The 17506-nt window shown below is 56.3% G+C and carries 17 protein-coding genes; all 17 read right to left on the bottom strand.

What is annotated here, in order from left to right; translation table 11 throughout:
* Positions 1-42: 42 nt before the first annotated feature.
* The 17 genes from ACOBR2_RS14505 to ACOBR2_RS14425 all read right to left on the bottom strand — a co-directional run bounded on the left by ACOBR2_RS14505 (position 43) and on the right by ACOBR2_RS14425 (position 17496).
* Positions 43-297, bottom strand: coding sequence for a hypothetical protein (locus ACOBR2_RS14505; protein ID WP_420236832.1), 255 nt, complete (start codon positions 295-297; stop codon positions 43-45).
* Between the two features lie 662 nt (positions 298-959).
* Positions 960-1730 (bottom strand): replication-relaxation family protein, encoded by a 771-nt coding sequence (locus ACOBR2_RS14500; RefSeq protein WP_420236831.1) that lies wholly within the window; start codon positions 1728-1730, stop codon positions 960-962.
* A 517-nt stretch (positions 1731-2247) separates the two neighbouring features.
* The gene (locus tag ACOBR2_RS14495) at positions 2248-2937 is read right to left on the bottom strand and encodes a hypothetical protein (RefSeq protein WP_420236830.1); all 690 of its coding nucleotides are present in this window, start codon (positions 2935-2937) and stop codon (positions 2248-2250) included.
* A gap of 11 nt (positions 2938-2948) precedes the next feature.
* On the bottom strand, positions 2949-3704 hold the full coding sequence (locus tag ACOBR2_RS14490; protein WP_420236829.1) for a hypothetical protein: 756 nt from the start codon (positions 3702-3704) through the stop codon (positions 2949-2951).
* On the bottom strand, positions 3701-5497 hold the full coding sequence (locus ACOBR2_RS14485) for a type IV secretory system conjugative DNA transfer family protein (RefSeq protein ID WP_420236828.1): 1797 nt from the start codon (positions 5495-5497) through the stop codon (positions 3701-3703). Before ACOBR2_RS14485 ends, ACOBR2_RS14490 begins: the two co-directional genes overlap by 4 nt.
* Positions 5494-5736, bottom strand: a complete 243-nt coding sequence (locus tag ACOBR2_RS14480; RefSeq protein ID WP_420236827.1) for a hypothetical protein — start codon at positions 5734-5736, stop codon at positions 5494-5496. The genes ACOBR2_RS14485 and ACOBR2_RS14480 overlap by 4 nt, the downstream gene beginning before the upstream one ends.
* A complete protein-coding gene (locus ACOBR2_RS14475; RefSeq protein ID WP_420236826.1) occupies positions 5733-6584 on the bottom strand; it encodes a hypothetical protein in 852 nt (283 codons plus the stop codon). The genes ACOBR2_RS14480 and ACOBR2_RS14475 overlap by 4 nt, the downstream gene beginning before the upstream one ends.
* A gap of 101 nt (positions 6585-6685) precedes the next feature.
* The gene (locus tag ACOBR2_RS14470) at positions 6686-9226 is read right to left on the bottom strand and encodes a hypothetical protein (protein WP_420236825.1); all 2541 of its coding nucleotides are present in this window, start codon (positions 9224-9226) and stop codon (positions 6686-6688) included.
* Positions 9227-9516: 290 nt separating this feature from the next.
* The gene (locus ACOBR2_RS14465; RefSeq protein ID WP_420236824.1) at positions 9517-9828 is read right to left on the bottom strand and encodes a hypothetical protein; all 312 of its coding nucleotides are present in this window, start codon (positions 9826-9828) and stop codon (positions 9517-9519) included.
* A 12-nt stretch (positions 9829-9840) separates the two neighbouring features.
* Positions 9841-10560: a hypothetical protein gene (locus ACOBR2_RS14460; protein ID WP_420236823.1), complete on the bottom strand. Its 720-nt coding sequence runs from the start codon at positions 10558-10560 to the stop codon at positions 9841-9843.
* A gap of 25 nt (positions 10561-10585) precedes the next feature.
* Positions 10586-12097 carry a hypothetical protein gene (locus tag ACOBR2_RS14455; RefSeq protein ID WP_420236822.1) on the bottom strand — a complete coding sequence of 504 codons (1512 nt, stop codon included), beginning with the start codon at positions 12095-12097 and terminating at the stop codon, positions 10586-10588.
* Positions 12098-12102: 5 nt separating this feature from the next.
* A complete protein-coding gene (locus ACOBR2_RS14450; RefSeq protein ID WP_420236821.1) occupies positions 12103-13008 on the bottom strand; it encodes a hypothetical protein in 906 nt (301 codons plus the stop codon).
* A 12-nt stretch (positions 13009-13020) separates the two neighbouring features.
* Positions 13021-13860: a hypothetical protein gene (locus ACOBR2_RS14445; protein WP_420236820.1), complete on the bottom strand. Its 840-nt coding sequence runs from the start codon at positions 13858-13860 to the stop codon at positions 13021-13023.
* Positions 13857-16499, bottom strand: coding sequence for a VirB4 family type IV secretion system protein (locus ACOBR2_RS14440; RefSeq protein WP_420236819.1), 2643 nt, complete (start codon positions 16497-16499; stop codon positions 13857-13859). The genes ACOBR2_RS14445 and ACOBR2_RS14440 overlap by 4 nt, the downstream gene beginning before the upstream one ends.
* The gene (locus ACOBR2_RS14435) at positions 16477-16671 is read right to left on the bottom strand and encodes a hypothetical protein (RefSeq protein ID WP_420236818.1); all 195 of its coding nucleotides are present in this window, start codon (positions 16669-16671) and stop codon (positions 16477-16479) included. Before ACOBR2_RS14435 ends, ACOBR2_RS14440 begins: the two co-directional genes overlap by 23 nt.
* A gap of 4 nt (positions 16672-16675) precedes the next feature.
* Positions 16676-17020, bottom strand: coding sequence for a hypothetical protein (locus ACOBR2_RS14430; RefSeq protein WP_420236817.1), 345 nt, complete (start codon positions 17018-17020; stop codon positions 16676-16678).
* Positions 17021-17046: 26 nt separating this feature from the next.
* Entirely contained in the window at positions 17047-17496 is a 450-nt protein-coding gene (locus tag ACOBR2_RS14425) for a hypothetical protein (protein WP_420236816.1), read from the bottom strand.
* Between the last annotated feature and the right edge of the window lie 10 nt (positions 17497-17506).

Genomic DNA, 17506 nt, shown 5'->3' with positions numbered 1-17506 from the left:
ATCTCTCCCTTCTGTTGATTTTTTGAACGGCTTGATGGTTGACTACGGACGATCCCTGAAGGTCAGGAACCACATACGCGCAAGCGACGCGATCAATCCGAGAATCAAGATCGCGAAGGCAGCACGCAGAATCGGTGCATTGAAAAGGGCTGAGAATACGGACGGGGCAAAGGTCAGGATGACATCGGCGTCTGCACTCGTGAGCAGAAGAGAGATTGCAAACCTGAGAATGAATTGCTTGGAAAAGGTGGGGACAATTGCGGCGCGTGCCGCAGTGATCGGACCAATGTCCGGCATGAGGTCCTCCTTGTGAAGTGGGATTTGTTCTGAACAGTGGGTGATGAAACCTGGCAGGGCGAACAAGAATGGTTCGCTGGGAACCAATCAAATCGGGAACAGATTGCAGAAACACGTGCGGCCGATTCTGCAATCCAGAGGCAACCGGACGACAGACAGTGACAACCATGAGAGCCAATTGCAATCACGAACTGTCACAACCAGGCCTCTTGATTTGGGAGGAGAGCAAACGCTTCGAATGCAACTTTAAGCAACCAGGAGCGCAGAAGCACACCGCGAATCCGGTCCGTTGGGCTGCCAGAAATCGAGGCTGCCGTATACCAGACGCGCACTTCTGTGTTCTCCGTGATGGTGTTCATCTGTTCCGCGCATCAACAAATCACGTTCGCAAGCCTGTCGATTCAGCATACTTTTCGCCCATATCATCCAAACAATCACCATCCCTACAAAACCACCACAAATCAATCGACAAACAAGGGGATAGTCAGAATGCATCCTGCACATCCATCGAAGGATACGAGGCTGTGGATTTGTTCAATGGGATGCAAATGGGAGGTCAATGGGATTGGAATCGGAGGGCATTACGTATAGGAGTGGCAGCCCACAGACAAACCTGCGATGTCATGCCCATCTTGAGCGGAAGTTGCGCCACGGCACGCCTCTCAGCCAAACAGAAACTCGCGAAAGGAGACAACATTGCTCTTCGATAGATTCGTGAGCACTCGCGTATCGAGAAGGTCGTGCTGGAAGGCAGTGCTCAGTGCGAACCCAATTCGCTTGCCGACGTTGCGTATTTCGCTGGCGAGAACGTAGAGAATCTGCGAGTTCGGAGTCAGATACAACACCGTGTCTGTGGCCTTTTCCGCAGCAATTACGCGGCACAATTCCTCGTAGCGCGCGCTTCCTTTGAGGGTTCTCTCGAACTCGATTGCAAAGCTCTTTGACTGATTGCCCACAGCAATCTCCGCAACCGCGTCGAAATCCTTTGAGTCTCTGGTTCCATAAACGAGGTTGTTTGATACAACCTCAAGCTCCCACTGCCACGATTTCAGGATTCCATTTTCAGCCAAAGCGACGCGGATGCCTGCCAATTCGACCGAGTGAAGAATCTGAGTTTTGCGCACGATCTCTCTGACTGTCGATGGAAGCGCAAGCAAAGTCTGGCCGCGGTATTCGAGAAATTCGAGACCCATGCGCGTGATCGCGAAGATCGGCTGCGAGAGAAGTTGATCGTACATCATGCGTTGCACCATCCCGTTCTTTTCCAAGCGCGACAACCTCCAATGGACGGAGCGCCTGCTCTGCTCGCGCCCTTCAATGAAAGAGAGCGCGCTAATCTGGTCGTAGGTGATCGCGCGCGCGTTCCGAATCATAACCAGAAGCGGCAAGTCCCGATCATCCGATAGTGCAATGTAGCCCTTGCGGTATCTCATTCCGTTCCTCCCGATGGTCTCGAATCAAGTTCAAGACGCTTACCGTCAGCGGAGACTGCCCAACGTCCAAGGTTCGTCTCGATCCAATCTGTGGCGCACATAAGAACCATCGCTTCGTACCGTGGCCCACGCAAGCTGACTGAAATTGGCTGAGTTCCATCGGATCTCCATGCCCGCGATGCAAACGAAATCTGGCCGTGCATCCGCTCATTGACCGTGACCAGAAAGCAATCGGGAACGAAAGGATTGGCCGGAGTGGAGAACAGGAGATGCGTCCGGCCATGCAGATAATTCGGCCCAGTGCACTGAAATGTCTTACCAGCGGATCGCAGCGGGTACTCTGGGTGCAAACCGCTGGTGCGATTGAATCGAATCTGGCCAGGGAATACCCAGCAGAGACGCAAGCGCCGGCCATATTTCAGGCCGGCAGAATTGAACCAGGCCGCATTCCGGCGGAAGCACATTGGATCGTTCAGGTCGCTCGAATGTGCCGCCCACCAGTTGGTTCCGAAGCTGATTATGCGGACGCGCATGGCGCAATCACCTCCAAAAGATACTGGACAATCGCACGCGCCTGTAGATTCCGTTCCGGTCCGCGCAGATGATGCAGGAACTGGATTCGCTCAAGATGGAGCGTCGGAAAAACGAGGTTTCTGTCGCGGAAGATGGCAAGGAGTTTGCCCAGTTGGCCCATCAAGAGGGTGAACTCTGCTTCGCTATCATCCGCACCGTTGAACTCCTTCGCAACGAATTCCTCCCACGTCGGAGCGTCTAGGGTCTGCTGGATCTGCTTCGAATAGTGAGTCCAGAGCGCAAAACTCGCATTCTTCTTCGCCAGATAGTCGAGCAGGTTTTCAACCGTTTCGCGGGAGTTGGTTGGCTCGGCACTGGCGCCGATTGCGGAATTGGCTGCTTCTGAAGTGCCAAGAAGAAGCTGGGTCATGGCGGTGAAGATTCGACCGTTCAGAGCTTCGAGCAACGCAGTTCTCTCTGGCTCGCGAATATCCTTGATGCGATTCAGTTCCGCGCGAAACTCATCAGGGAAGCTCAACCCACGCCCCTCATAGAAGCGAATGAACAGGGTTGTCCGTCCGAATGCGAGCGTGTAGTCAACCTCATCTGACGGCACCGTCTCCCGGATGTACGCTCTCCAATCCTTCGGATCGGCGAAATCGGTGGGCGATTTCAACGGAATCTTGTCTGCCATCTATCTACCTCCTATGCCCCTTTCAGAACTTGGTTTCGTTGGCGCTCCTGTTCCAGCAACGCCGAAGTCTGGTTGAGCCGCTCTTTGAGATTCTGCTCGGTGTTTCTCATCGCCTCGATCCGGCGCTCAAGCAGAACTGTTCGCTGCTGTTGGCTCTGTGCTTCCATTGCGGATATCGGTGTGTTGGAAGGACCGGCAACCGGATGAATTGTGCTCTCGGCGAGAGCAGGAAGAGTTCCGGCCTTTGCCCTGGTATCGAGATTCTCAACCGAGCGTTTGAGGTCAGTTGCGTCAGAATCCTCGCTAGGCGCCGGCTGCGATCTGGCTATCAACTCGCGCTCGACGACAGCGTTGTGCTCGTCAACGAGGCTGTTGTATTGATCAGTGCGCCGCTCAATTTCTATCCTGTCACTCACGCGTCCATTCCAGAGTTGCGCGATCAGCGTGGCCGCAGTGATCTCCTTCTTATCGGCGGCGCGCAGATGAAAGAGGAAGGCAGTGGTCACGCCGGACAGCAGAATCAGTGCCACCACATTCGACCAGAAGTAAAGATCGTCCATGGTGTGCGTGACGGTCGCACCTCGCGCCGCATCAAGGTCTTCGCCGTAGTTCGTGTCATTGGGGTTGATCTTGCCCAGTGCATAGTCGGCAAATCCCTGTGGCTTGTGTGCTGCGTGGTGAGAAGCGGCGGCTTGGTTCTGCCCCGGTAGGCCGACAGGAACGAGAATCAAAGCGGCGAATGCAAGAACGACTCCGAATCTATTCATGACTGCCCTCCTGGTGGCAATCCTGCCAGCGAGCCAGAACTCCGCCTCCTGACGCGGCGTTCTCCTTCTTCCCGAAAGCGCAGGTTGGCGCCAACCGCTGGATCGAGATAGCCCCGCATCTTGGGATAGAGAGTCGAGATGAATCCCTCCAACTGATAGACCGGATGCTTACGCACGTGAAGATGCGAGTGCCGAGTTCCTTCGCGAGGATCGACCATCAGAATCTCCATCTGTCCTACGGGCAGGTTCTTGATGTGGTCTTCCCGTGCGCGGGTCTCGCGGAAATCGCTCTCGCTTCCGGTGCCAGTCTCCATGTATTTGGTCGTAAAGATGCCCGTCCTGCGAACGGACAGGCTGCGACGCTTCCGCACTACCCGCGACGATGCCTTAAGAAACCACTGCGCCGTGTTCTCCTCAGAGCCATTCATGATCATCTTGGTGCCGGGAGCAGACGACACCTCATCGGCGAATGCCTGACTCACGCGTTGCAATTGCGGGATGCTCTGGAAGGAGAACAGGAATGTGACGCGCGCGCCGCGGGCAGTCTGCAATACTTGCGTGAATCCTGGATATGCGAACGGCGCAAACTCGTCAAGGATCACGCTCAACAGCGGTTCACTCCCGTCGCGGTCTGAGCGTGGCCGCGCATAGCGCTTACCGACCATAAGCTGAATGTTCTGGAGCAGTATCTTGCCCAGCGCCTCGCAGGCGCGTTTGTTCTTGTTGGTATTGAGCGAGACGAACAGAATCAGTCCCTTCTCGACGACTTCATCGACCGTCAGCAGATCCTGGTAGGAGCCAGTGACGATCGACAGTTCATCTTCGAGAAAGGCCAAAAGCTCGTTCAATAGCCCCTGAATCTTCTCGACTCGATCCCGGTCTGCGAGCGAACGCTTGATCATGCGGACCGACATCTCGAAGTTGAGGCGCATCTGCATGGTGACTTCGGGCAACGTCACGATGCGCGCCTTTGCACGCGCGATCTGCTCCGCGAGCACCTTTTCGTCGAGCGCCATCACCAGCACGTCGTAGACGTTGAAGACTTTGCCGGCGTAGTAAAGGATGCGGACCAAGTCGGAAAGGTATGCCTCCTGGTGGCCTTTGAAGAAGTCTTCCTTCAGCCCGAAGGACTGGAAGATGAAGTTGACATGCTCCTGATAGAGCGCATCGCCAGAGTAAAACGGGTTGTATCGTGCGGACTCACGAGGATTCGATGGGTCGATCACGCGCAAATCCTGCAACCGTCCGGCGGCCTCGATATGCGGCAGCAGTCTTTCCAGGAACTCCTGATCGCCCTTGCCGTCGAAGATAATCATCGGCATGGGGCGATCGCCAAATCGCCGCTGAAGATCCTGAGCGATGATGTTTTCGAGAAAAGTAGTCTTACCCGCTCCAGTTCCGCCGGCAATGACGCCATGCTTGATGCGCACCGAATCCGGCCAGAGCCACGGCTCTTTGTGGACGTTGTAGCCGAGTACCGTGGCCTGGTTGCAGATTGCAGCCTCGACGATGGCTGCGTCTTTCGCACCGGGGATCGTTACGGCGGGGTGCGGCCACATCTCTTCGCGCTTCTCGCGGCGGCCAATGAAGTGCGACAGCAGCAACGCAATTCCAAAGATGCCGATCAGGAGATCGAGAAAGATTTCGAGGCACTGGTCGCTTCTCAGGTGGAGGCGCGAAACAGCGATGTACCAGAAAACACCCAGTACAGCACACCCCCCAAGAACAAGAAACCCCGCAAGATCTGCGGGGCCTGATTGATCCCGGCGCGGCGGGTCATAGGTCTGACTCATCGATGGCCTCCGATACTGAAGTAGATAAAGACTCCGGCGAATGCCAGCAATAAAGCGCATCCCAGTACAAGCAGCGTGCTGGGACGCCACTTTCCGTTCTCGTCGATGGGCTTGAGATCGTCGGCGAGCGCAGAAGCGAATGCCGCCTGGAGGTTGGTTTCAGCGTCCTTCCGGTAGAGCGTGCGCATCGCATGGCGCGTCTCTTCCGTCGTCACATTGCCACGAATGTCCGTACTCATAGCACCGCCTCGACCGCGATGGGTCCGCCCTGGCCATTGCCAAAGTGCAATTGATAGAGCTGCGGTTGGCTGCCCTGGGAGACGTGAATGGTGACAACACCCGTGCTCTTCGATCCTGGCGCAATGTCGGTCGATTCAAATTCCGCGTTGACTACCGGGACATTCACGCCCGGATCGGCTTTGAATTTGCCGAAGGTACGCGGTGAGAGCTGGTGGTCGCGCAAACTCTCCATGGAGATGGGATGCTTGGTCGACTTGACTTCACTTATGTCCGGCGTAGTGACCCTGAATGGCACCGTCGATTGATTGGCAATCGTGTAACGGATGTAGAGCGCATCCTTCGAGCGAAAGACCTGCTCCAACGTCACATTGACGCCGCTCACTGCAATCTTGCTCTTCTCGCGCACGATGCTCTCGGTGCCCATCAATGCCTGCGTCAAGACGAGCGAAGCAATCTTCTGAATCTCCCGATCGCTCGGCTCTGGCATTTCTGCTTCGTGATCCGGCTTGTGTTGCACAGGCTCTGGCGCATTGCGGACAATGACGTTCATCTTGGAAAGATCGCCGGCGGGGTCAATCTCATACGCAATCTGACGCGATGCTGTCCAGATGAAGAGATTGGTCGATACGCCATCTTTCAGCGGCTTGAGAAATACCTTGTCATCATGGCGTTCAATCTGGATCGAGTCAGGATCGGCTACCGCGACCGTGATAATCGGTTCGGCAAGATCGATCACTGTGAGGTGATTGAGGGCCGTTTCGATGTGCTGAATCTGGCTGAAGTTGGTGGATTGTGCCGCAGCGCCGATGGCGGCAAGAGCGAGAACTGCTCCTAGAATTGACTTCATAATCTCCTCCCACTCGCCTCCATTGGGGGCGACAGAAGCAACTGCGAAATGAGGCCAAGCACGAATGCTTGAGCCTCATCTCAGCAGGTTAGGAGCGTTCGTTATTGAGGAGCGCCCGTGTTTTCGAAGATCAGTGTCCGCTTGCCTTTGTACTGGAAGAGGAATATCCACTTCTCTCCGTCTGGCCCATCCGCGTTCTCGATCCGTTCAACGAGAAATGCCCGTTGCTGATCGTCGAACCGGACGTAGCCGTTGACCATCTTTGGCAGGCGAACCGGAGCATTCTTGCCTCCAGTCTGCTCGGCAAAGACATCGACAACCTCCTGGGGAAAGGTCTGGAAGAGCACGGCTCCCGATCCGCGTCCGTTCGAGACGATGGTGTTCATCGCCTGCGCCCATGCACGCCGGTTGTCCTGCTTTCCCTGCGCCCAGTAGTGCATGAACAGATGCAATCCACTGAACTGTTCCTTGGCATCCTGTTCAAACTCCCAGAGCGCAGCTTGCGCCTTGTTTCGAGCAAGCACGGCCGATCTCCGTTGGTCTTTGTCATCGCCGGTGCGCACAGCTTCCCACAGTGCTTGCGAGTTGCCGTACTCCAGCTTCAGTTGCTCCTCGCGCTCGGTGATCTGGGCCGCAACATCGCCATAGATCGCATTGACAAGCTGGCACTCCTCGAACATCTCCTTGGTCACGGTGTGGCCAGAGAAAATGCCGCGGAAGTCCTCGACCGCCATGCGTTCATTCAGGATGTCTCCCAGTTCCTTACGGAGGACGTTGTAAAGACGGCCGACTTTGTCGGTATCGGCGACTTCAAGATGAAGAGGCAAATCCGAAACTCTGCGCTCACGTTTATATCTGAGCCAGGGCGCCGGACTGACTTCCTTCCGAATATCGCTGATGACCGACTCGTCGATCTCGACCCGATGCTTCAGCGAGTCGAGCGCGTTTTGCAACTGCTCGACAAGCTTGTAGGCAAGATCAGGTCGTCCGGTTGCAAGGCATGAGGTCTTCAGATCGGTGATGGAGCCGATCCGGTTTCCTCTAGCCTTCATCGCAACCAAGTACACGTTCCACCAAGGTGACTTCGCCTTTTTTTGCTTGGTCTTCTCCTGATGGAATCTCTCTCCATACGCGATCCGTCCGCCAACGAACTTCGGAAACTGGTCAGACGGCATGGCGCAGATGGTATCGAAGTCGAAGTCGCCGCCGTTCCGCTTCGCCGTCTCCGAATGAAGGATGTAGGTTCCCTCCATGCGAAGCTGACGTTTCAGAATGTAGGCAATCAACGGCTCCGGCAGATCGGGCTTTCCCAATGCGCGTGCAAGCATCGGGACAAGTTCCGAATCTGCGATATGACGGACGGGCAGCAAGTCCTCCTGCATCCGAATTGGATAGCGGATGCAAAGACTCTGCTCGGCCGCAACGCTTGTGATGGCGGTGTCTTCCGGTATCCAGTCCGAGGCCGCGAGTATCTTGCCCTCGTGCTCGACCAGGATGCCGTCATCGGAGAGCGCGAATGCCGGCAACTTGAAGCCGCCACTCGTCAATGTGCGGAATGCCCAGCGTGCCAACTTGCGGTTGATCTGGTTCGACACATAGGGAAACCGGATACTGTTTCCGCTTTTGTCTGCCAGGAGAACCGCTTCCGCCGGCTCCCACTCTTCCGAAGGCGAATTGTTTCCGCCTTCCAGAGCCTCAGGATCGAAGCTCATGTCGAACGTGGCGTCTTCTTCAGACTTGCCAAGAACACGCAGCAAGCCTTCATAGTCGCCATCGTCCCAGGCCTTCCTCACCTTGCGAACTTCCTCGATTGCGCGAGGCATGATCTCAAGTTGGAGAGCCTCATCCGAAGCGTGCTCGACCAGCGTGTAACTCGATCCGTATTCGGTGACGCGAGACCATTGTTTGATCCCGAGCACCGCTGGACCTGTGTACAGACGGCCGGAAGTCCCGATCTGTGGAAGAAATCTGCTTCCTCCCTTGAGATTGGGTTTGCAGGCACTTTCGGGCAAAATGCAATCGACCGCAAGCCTGTCGGCTACACGATCACTCATCGCCTTCAACGCACCTTTTGCCTGCTTCGGTTCGCGCGCATCGAATGCCAATCGAAATTGGCAGAATCGATCCGGCGAGAGATGGAGTTTGCGATAGAGCGACTCCCGAATCCATCCGCGGCAATCGTTGGTGCCAAGGACATGATCCTCGACAACAACGATGCGGAAGTCCGGTTGCTCTGTCACCAGCTTGCAATCGGAGATCAGAATCGAAAAGTACACGATCGCTGCCTCCGGCCAATGCTGAAAGCGCTCAGCGATTGGCTTTGCATGTGGCTGATCGACGAAGTAGAACTTGCCGTCCTTCGCCGAACCGCTTGCGCCAACCAGCTTGTACTCCACTCCACCAAAAGAGAGTTGCGCCATGCGGTTTTCCACCACCGATTGCTCGTATGGTGTCAACTCCGCCGGTACACTCACGCGCGCTACTCGGATGCCGGGATAGAGTTGCGCAAGGAGTTTTCCCTCGAGCGTATCTTTCCGGCCCAGTTTGCTAGCCTTGCGGGTCACTTCTCCAGTCACATCGATCTTCAGCTCAAGAATGAGCTTCGATTCGCCTGTCGTGTTTTGTGGCCTTGTCGCTGTCATCTTTTCTCCTCACTTGTCTGGCGCGCCAGTTGAGTGCCAATCGAGTGACTGAGAGGTTGAACTAACCCTGTCTGTCATTCCTTGTCGCCTGGTTGCCCGTGTCAGTGGTGAATGTTGACCGAACCCAAGTTTCAGGAATGAAAACCGGGTCAGCATGGAATTCCTCATCGCCGATGCGTTGAGGGTTCAAGAGAGGTTGACAGTGACCCCGACAAAATGACTTTGCCTGAAGGTGTATCTCCTCTTTGAAACTCGTTGCTGACCTTATGTGCCCGCTACTTTTCGACAAATTACTTCTCAAGTGGCCGTTTTACCAAAATCGGATTGCCTCCCTGGACCTCTGCCTCCGCGCGAAAAGCGGTAACTACATAGATCACGCCTCCCTTCGATCGAAAGGCTTTGATCAAGGCATCACTTTCGCTTTGCGCTTCCTCGCCAAGTTCGGGCTTTGTCGGCGTCGATCCTTCCTTGGCCAGGAAGTATCGAGCAACTTCTTCGGACGCACGCGGCTTACGCGGACGCTTCGGCATCGCAGTGGTTGCCAACTGCGGCCTGTCGCTTTGCAGATGGTCTGGTGTCAACTTTGCAACTGCTGTCTCCATCTCGTTCCTCCGTTACTCCTGTCCAACTACACGGTCTGGCGCGGCAAGTATGCGGTCACGCCGCTCGCCATCAATTGGTCGCTCACTGTACTCGGCAATCCAAAGTCCGTCTGGGTTCACGTCGGTCCTGTGGTCGGCGATCAGGCGAATCCGATACTCATTGACGAAGTGGTCCGTAACCTCCGAGCCGTTTGAAACGTGGTGTACGTCCTTGACTCCGTATATGAGAAAGGTCAGCGGCTCTCCAGGCTCCGTGTCGATCTCGCGCAGATGAAAGACAGACTGGATCTGGTCATCATCGACTTTCCCGCGCGTGTTGTCGTCAACCATTGCCTTCATGGTGTAGCTGCGCAAATTGCGCGTCATCATGTTGAGGCTTGCGGCCCAACGTTCATCGACATTGGAAGGCGCGTAATTGAGATAGCCATCAAGAAACCGCTTGACGAATGCCTGGTCGAGAAAAGCATCTGTCCCAGTACTCGCGGACGCTACGCCGCCCTTTGTTGGTTGGCCGACAACCACCGCCTCGCCATTGGCGCCGATGCGAATCACCGTTGGTGGTTGCAGGCGAGCGAAGACCGCAAGCCCGAGCGCAACCAAGGCCACCGGGATCGTCAAGAATGCCAAAAGCCACGCCCGATTCGCGTTTGCCTTCAGCGCTCCATCCACCTCGTAATACTTGGGGCGTACATTGAGTTCATTCGCTTGCGTAACGGTCTTTGCATTTGCCATCTTTACTCTCCTCTCGAAGACTCACTCAGTCACTTGCTTTTCCAGCGTTGTCGATTGCTCTTCTTCCGGTCACAGCGGCCTTCGTAGCCACTCGCGCCGCATGATAGGCGCCCCATGTCGCGATCCCATCCCTGCGTGGATGAGGAGCGTACGAACTCCAGGCCCACGGATTTCCACGGTTCACACTCGCGAATGTTGGGGCAGCCGAACCCGACTTGGAGCCAGAGCCAGACCCTGCACCAGAGCCGCGCACAGGAGCAGGACTCTCCTGTGCGCCCGCGTTGTCCTCTCCCGCACTGACAGGTTGATCTTTTCCGGTAGCACTCTTTATGGAACTGCGAATAAGACCCGCATGACTCGCAGCAGTAAGTGAGCCATCAGTCATCTGCCCAGTGCCGTCTTCAACTGCTGACGTGTTACTGGCTTTCATATCCATCGCGGGTTGGTTGCCTGCGCTCGATGAAGAATTGCCTTGACTTGTTCCGCGTTGTGCCGGCACGGGTTGATTGCCACTGCCCATCCCCGCAGGTGCCTTTCCACCTCCACCGGTTGCCGCGGCAGTGTTTGTCGCGTTGCCGGAGGCGCCCGCTGAACTCCCGGCATTTGCTGCCGCCGCGCCAACGGCCGCACCCTCAATGGCCGCCGTGCCCGCAGTAATGGCCGTAACGGCGGCGCCAATCAGCGCGCCTGCTGTCGAGCCAACGTCGCCCGATACAATTCGTTTGGCCATGAATGGAATCACAGCAATGGCCAGCGAGAAGATGATGCTGGCGAAACCAATCAGAACCGATCCTTCCAGGCTGCCAAGGCCGCCTAAGAAACTATTCTGGCTGAGCATCTGGCCTACCTGGCCCATCTGCACCGCGCTCAGAAGTGCGCCGAAGCCGCCATAGAGAATCGGCCAGGCGTTCCAGATGAAGACGTTCTCGACATAAGCCTTGGCGATGCGGTTGGTCGCTCCCAGCGGCATCAGTGAGATCACCAGCGGTCCAAAGATGTACAAGATGCTGCCATAGAGGATGTAGAAGAATCCGAAGATCACGATCACCAGCGGATAGAGAAGATAAGCAACAATTATGAGAAGGGCGTCGATCAAGCCCGCAGCAGATCCGGTTACTAAACCCCACAAATTCTGAAAGCCAATCTGGCTGAACTGCGTCTGTATGTCGGTCCTCCAGTTATCCAGAAGGTTGAGTCCCCCTGAAGCATTGCTTATCCAGTTGCCCGCGTTCACAAAGCCTTGGTTGACCGTCGTAAAAACGGCGTGGTAGTTCATCACCACCATTGCAGTCGCTACATACTTGATGAGGCCGGCACCCAGTCCACGCACATCGCCACCGTGGAGCGCGGACTGGTATACCTGCCAGAGAAATCCGACCACAAGAATGACGTAGCCCACGTTCTGCATCCCTGACGTGATGCTGGTCGAGTCGATCCCTGAAACAGCCTGCGTCAGGAATTGCTCAAAGAGGTTCAGTTGCGAAGAATAGATCAACGCAAGCGACGTCACGCCGGGATGGAGAACTGAAAGTATCATCGAAATCACCTGTTCGTCAGAACGCCATTGATGAGGCCATTACTGCTCGTCGAGTCCGTTGCAGCGAGCTTAGACAACTTGCTCTGGTTGGCGATGTCGATACCGCGTGTGCGCATCAACTCAGCCAGAGCCGACTGCGTGTACGCATTTGCACGGACCACCCAGACATCCGCCTCCGCTTCCAGAATCGGAGCGCTCCCCGGAGCAGCAGCGGAAATTTGCTGGCCCATCTTGTCCGCCTCGGCCAGCTCCGCATCGGCCAGAGCGTCGATCTGAATGGCGCGCTTCATTGCGTCTTGCGCCTGTGCGTCTGTCATGTCGGTCATATTGCGAATCTGTGGCGACGCGGCATTCTGCGGCATCACCACGCCATACACGTTCTGAAATTGCGGAGAGACGGTTGAGAGATTCCCTGCATTACGAGAGAGCAGAATCGATTCCAGATTCTGCGACTGCGGCAGCGTTGCGCTTGATACGTTGCCCTTGAACAGATTGCTTACCTGGCTGAACTGGTTTTCAAACTGCGTGACCGATTTCCTGGCCTGATTGATCGCCGCGATGGGGTAAACAACTTCCTGCTCGTACTTGGCGACAGTCTGCTGTGTCTGGTTGATCGTCTTGAGCGGTGCAGCCACATAGGTGCTCATCAACGACTCCACCTTCGACAACGCCGCCATGATCGCTGCAATGTCGATCCCGAACTGCCCATTGGCACGGCCAGGGAGAAGCATCAGGGCAACCACCGCCAGAGCGACCGCCTTCCAAACCGTTGGCCGCCACCATGGATGATCCTTGGGGTGATAGGCATCAATAGCCGGTACCAGCCGCACCGTTTCAGCGACAATAAGCTCTTTGCGGCGCCAGAAGAAAGGCTTCCGCAGCTTGTTCGTCTTGTTGTTCATGTCTGCCATCGAGATTCCTCCTTACCGGCTCAGCGTGCCGGTGATAAGACTGTTGATTGCGCCAGTAGCTGTCGATTTCCGCTTCACCAGCACGTTGTCATGAGCGATGCGGCCTGCCTCCTGACGGAGTTCCGCAGCGAGCATCTTCTGCATGAATGCCTGGCAACGAAGGTTGGCGACCTGTGCTTGTGCGGTGATGAACGGCGCGGAACCTGGGGTGCTCAACGCAACCTGATTCTCCATCTGGTTCGCGGTTGCAAGAATGACGTCCTGGCCCTGGTCCGCGATAAGGGTCGTCTTCAGACTCTGCTGGCCCAAGGCGTCGTCGATGTCCATCATCACCCGGTCCTGTGGAGAGGCCGCGTTCACCGCCGGCACTGTCCCGTAGTTTGTCGCGAAGCTCGCCTGAAGAGCGGGAATCTGAGACGACTGCCGACTGTGCAGGATCGTCTCTAATTGCTGTGGGCTGGCCAGTGTCGCACTGGGCGATTTCAGCGTGAAAACCTGCGTCATGAAACCGCGATAGCTGTTGATCGAATTCGATACGAAGCCCCGTGCCTGGTTTACCAGCGCCAGAGGCCACACGATTTGCTGGTGCAACTGCTGCATCTCCTGCGTCAATTCGTTGATCTGGTTGAGCGCAGCCCCCATATCGTTCTGAATGGTGCTGAAGAGTTCACCGAAGATGTCGAAGATGCCAGCTTGGGCACGCGATGGAAGCATCACCGCCATTGCCAGTGCCAAGGTTGGTGTGGCCAGCCACCGCCAGCGTCTGGTCTGACGCGTCGATTCACTCCCCGCCTGATAGGGCACGCCGTTCAGCAACGAGTCGTCCTGTGATTCACGATTTGTGTTGTTCATTTCGTCACTACCTCCTGAACTTCTCCCGATAACTCCTCTCGAAGCGGAGCCAACTCCGCCAATCCACGCGGATACCGATCGGCAAGCGCCTCATAGGCTGCAATCAGCGGAATGCCTGCGCGTCTGGCAAGCCACCACCTGCGGTAGGTCCGCTCGCGTGCATACGTTGTGGTGATCCAGTAATCGACCGGACTTGGAACAACCCGAATTGCGTGCGTGGACTCGGCCTTTTCGCCGATGGCGATCAGAAACTCCGCACTGTGGCCCTTCTTCGGATGGGCAAACGTCTTGATCTGGTTGAGCGCCGTCTCGTTCAGATGAACGTGCTCCCGGAGCGCCCGCATATCGCCGGGTTGCTTGCCGATGATCTTGGTCGTGGCATTCTTGACAATGCCCGCGCCATGCTCGTTCGGCTTGTCGGGCGTGCCAACGAAATCCTCCGGCGTCTGGCTGATCCCCCAGACACTGGCATTACGCTTGCGGGCAGTACGGAAGAGTTGCACGACAACAGAGGCCAGGATCGGCGATTCCAGAAGCGCCCAGCACTCGTCGAGCAGCACGATGCTTGGCTGACCGGTCCACCCCGAAGCACGGTGCGTGGCCGTATGCGCAATCAACAGGCTCATCGCCCGTTCCAGCCGCGGATCGTCCTTCAGCTTCTCGACATTGAAGTAGAGCCATGGATTATCGAGTTGAATCGTTGTCGGCCGGTCGAAGAGCTTGGCATACGGCCCTTCATCTACCCACGCGCGCAACTTGGTCGAGGCCATCTGCGCCATGGCGTTAATCTTCTGATTCCGGTCCCGGTCCTGCCAGTGCGCCAGTTCCGCCGCCAAGTCCCCAAACAGCGGAATAGGGTTCGAGCTTTTGGCGCTGCACCGCTTGTAGGTGGATGCAATCGCTTCGAGCAGCACACTGTCCAACAAATCAATATCAAGATCGGGCGGCGTATTCTCGCCCAGCATGTGCCGCGTCAAGTTCTTCAAGAACGAAAGCTGATCGTTCGATGGCTTGTCCTCATTCTTTGGCAGATCCCAGGGATTGATCGTCTGAACGCTGTCGAGCGACATCTGAATCATCTCGCCGCCCATCAATTCGACCAGCGGCTGATAGGAATCCCCGCGCTCCAGAATAGAGATCAATGCATTCGCGCGCGCGGCCATCAAGAGCATCTGCTGAGCGGCCAGCGTCTTTCCGCCGCCGCTCTTGGCCATAAGCAGGCCATTCGCATCCGATAGATCAGGATCGAACATTGAATACGGAATCAGTTGCCGGTAAGGCGTCTCGAAGAGAATCAGCGGACTCTTGCGCGTACCCGTCCAGGGCATCTCGACGGGGACGAGGTCAGCGGCGTTCGGTGTGAGCATGTCCTGCTCGCGCTTGTCGCTCTCACCCATTCCTGGCAACGTTCCGATAAAGAGGCGGCGCTTGGCGATGGTCTCGACGACGGCCTTGGCGCCATTCATGTGGGTGAAGGCGTTCAATACTTCCTGTGTGCGGTTGGCCAGATCACGCTCCGCCCGTTCGAGATCCCCGAATGTCACCGCCGGATGAGAGGTACGCACCACAACCGACAGGCTCAGCTTCGCGGTCTTCAGCGAACTCGAAATGATGTCCCGCTGCACCTGCATCAACTGAGCCTGCGCAACCTCGGCTTCTGGGTTCGATTTGAAGTTTCCGTTCGCGTCCTTCTGCGCGGCAATCATCTTCTGCAGGCGCTTCTTGTATCCCTTGAGAACCTTCACCTGGTCGGGAACAAACACCTGTGCGCTGATGACCACCGGGAATCCCAGGGTCGAAAAGCGTTGCAGCACACCCGGAAATGTCGCATCAGGCAACTCCTTGAGGCTCACCACTGAATAGAGGTATCCATCGATGTTGAGGTAAGTCTCAGTCTCGTTCAGGATGCTGGCCTCTGTAGCCTGCTCTCGCGCGGAGCGATACTGGATCAGATCCTCGCCAGGATAGTAAGGGCGTCGATCGCGCCGCGTCGGGTGCTGCGCATATTTCAGTTCCTCGAAGAGTTCCTGTGTCGAAAGCCGGCGCGGCGAAAGATTGGCCGTCTCCATCGAGCTTTCGATGCCGCGCAGAATCGATTCGAGTTCGGCAAGATAGGTGTCGTGCTCCTTGCGCGTTCGCTGGATTGCCTTCTTCTGGCTGAGCGTGAAGATGCCAAGACGCCGGTTCTGCTGCGCTGAATGGTAGAGCTTGGCATGAATGCGTGGGTCCCAGATGAAGTACACATGGAGCCGGTTCTCGAAGTAGAAGCCGCTCTGTTCCTTGAGCTTCCACATCTTGAGCCGATGCGCGTCGAGCGCCATGACCTCTGACTTCTGAGTGCGCTGCTGATTCATATAGTCATCGAATAGAAATCCCAGATGCTCGGAGATCTCGTAGCGGAATTGAATCCTCATACTCACATCAGGCACTCCGCGGATCAGCGCCTCCAGCATCGACTTTGCCTGATTCCTGTCCTCATCCGTGGCGAAGTAGGAGAGCACGCCCTTCAATTCATAGCCAGCGACAAAGGCGCCGTTCGTGCGTACCATGACGTGGTCGCCCTGCGGTAGGTCGCGCAGCGGTAACAGTTCGCACACGGCCGGAGCCTTCATCTTCTTATCGCGCTCTGCGTTGGTCATTGGCATCCTTTCCAGCCGCGTCGAGTGCCTTTTGCGCCAGAGGCACAAGCGGCGTAATCGTGTCATGGAATCGCGCGGCAAAGAGCACACTCGCGAAGATCACTCGCGCCGCTTCGGCATCGGCCACAATCGCCATCGTTCCGTCCTTGCGGGTTTGAAATGATGTCCGCATAGAATCACTCCTCGTCGTCAACGATGTAAGGTTGCACCAACTCCGAATCTCGCTCAAGTGCGCACCAGGCACGCGGCGAGATCAAAGATTTGATGAGGTCCGTCAAATAGCCGCGCGGCTTGCCGTACTTGAACAAGATCAGGAAGGGCACTGCAAGAAACGGCACAACAAACTCCATGAACAGGCTCAGCGGCATCCCCAGAACCTTTGCATTCCCGGTGACGAAGTGACCAAAGATGTTCATCACAGCCGCAAGCGCCAGCACGAGGATCAAGTCCTCGAACTCCAGTCCAAGGAACGTCACTTTGGTGTGCAGGTTGCGATGAACGGGTGTCAGATCGAGGCTCATGTTCGTCTCCTTCAAGTCGTGCTTCTTCAAATTCCATGCGCCTGTGTGACCATCGACTCGGCAAAGCGAACGATTCCAGAGACCATCAGTGCTCCTATCGCCGCGATGAACTTGCGTATCCATGTGGAGCCTGGATAAATCTCCGAAACGACGCCGCCCATGTGCATGGCCATCGCCGCCAATTGCGTCAGCGCGAAGACTGGCAGGATCACATTGGCGACCCAGTTCACCAGGTTCATCACAGCCGTCCAATATCCGTCCGCGCTTGTCGGTCCAGCATTCTGCACAAAGCCTTCAAGGGCGCGCAACATTCCAGAGCACATCAGCGATGCGAATCCACCATAGAGAAGCTGCTCGAACTGTCCGCCCTTGCTGTAGCGATAAACGGCCCCTGCAAAGAACGCGCCGGCCATCGTCGGCATCATGACGTTCCCGGCCCACGAGGCAAGGTTCACAACTGCGCCATCAAGACTCATCGCATCCTCC

This window comes from Telmatobacter bradus, assembly GCF_048629425.1.
Classification (GTDB): domain Bacteria; phylum Acidobacteriota; class Terriglobia; order Terriglobales; family Acidobacteriaceae; genus Telmatobacter; species Telmatobacter bradus.
Note: the sequence above shows the minus strand (reverse complement) of the source record. Positions and strands in the feature narration are given on the sequence as shown.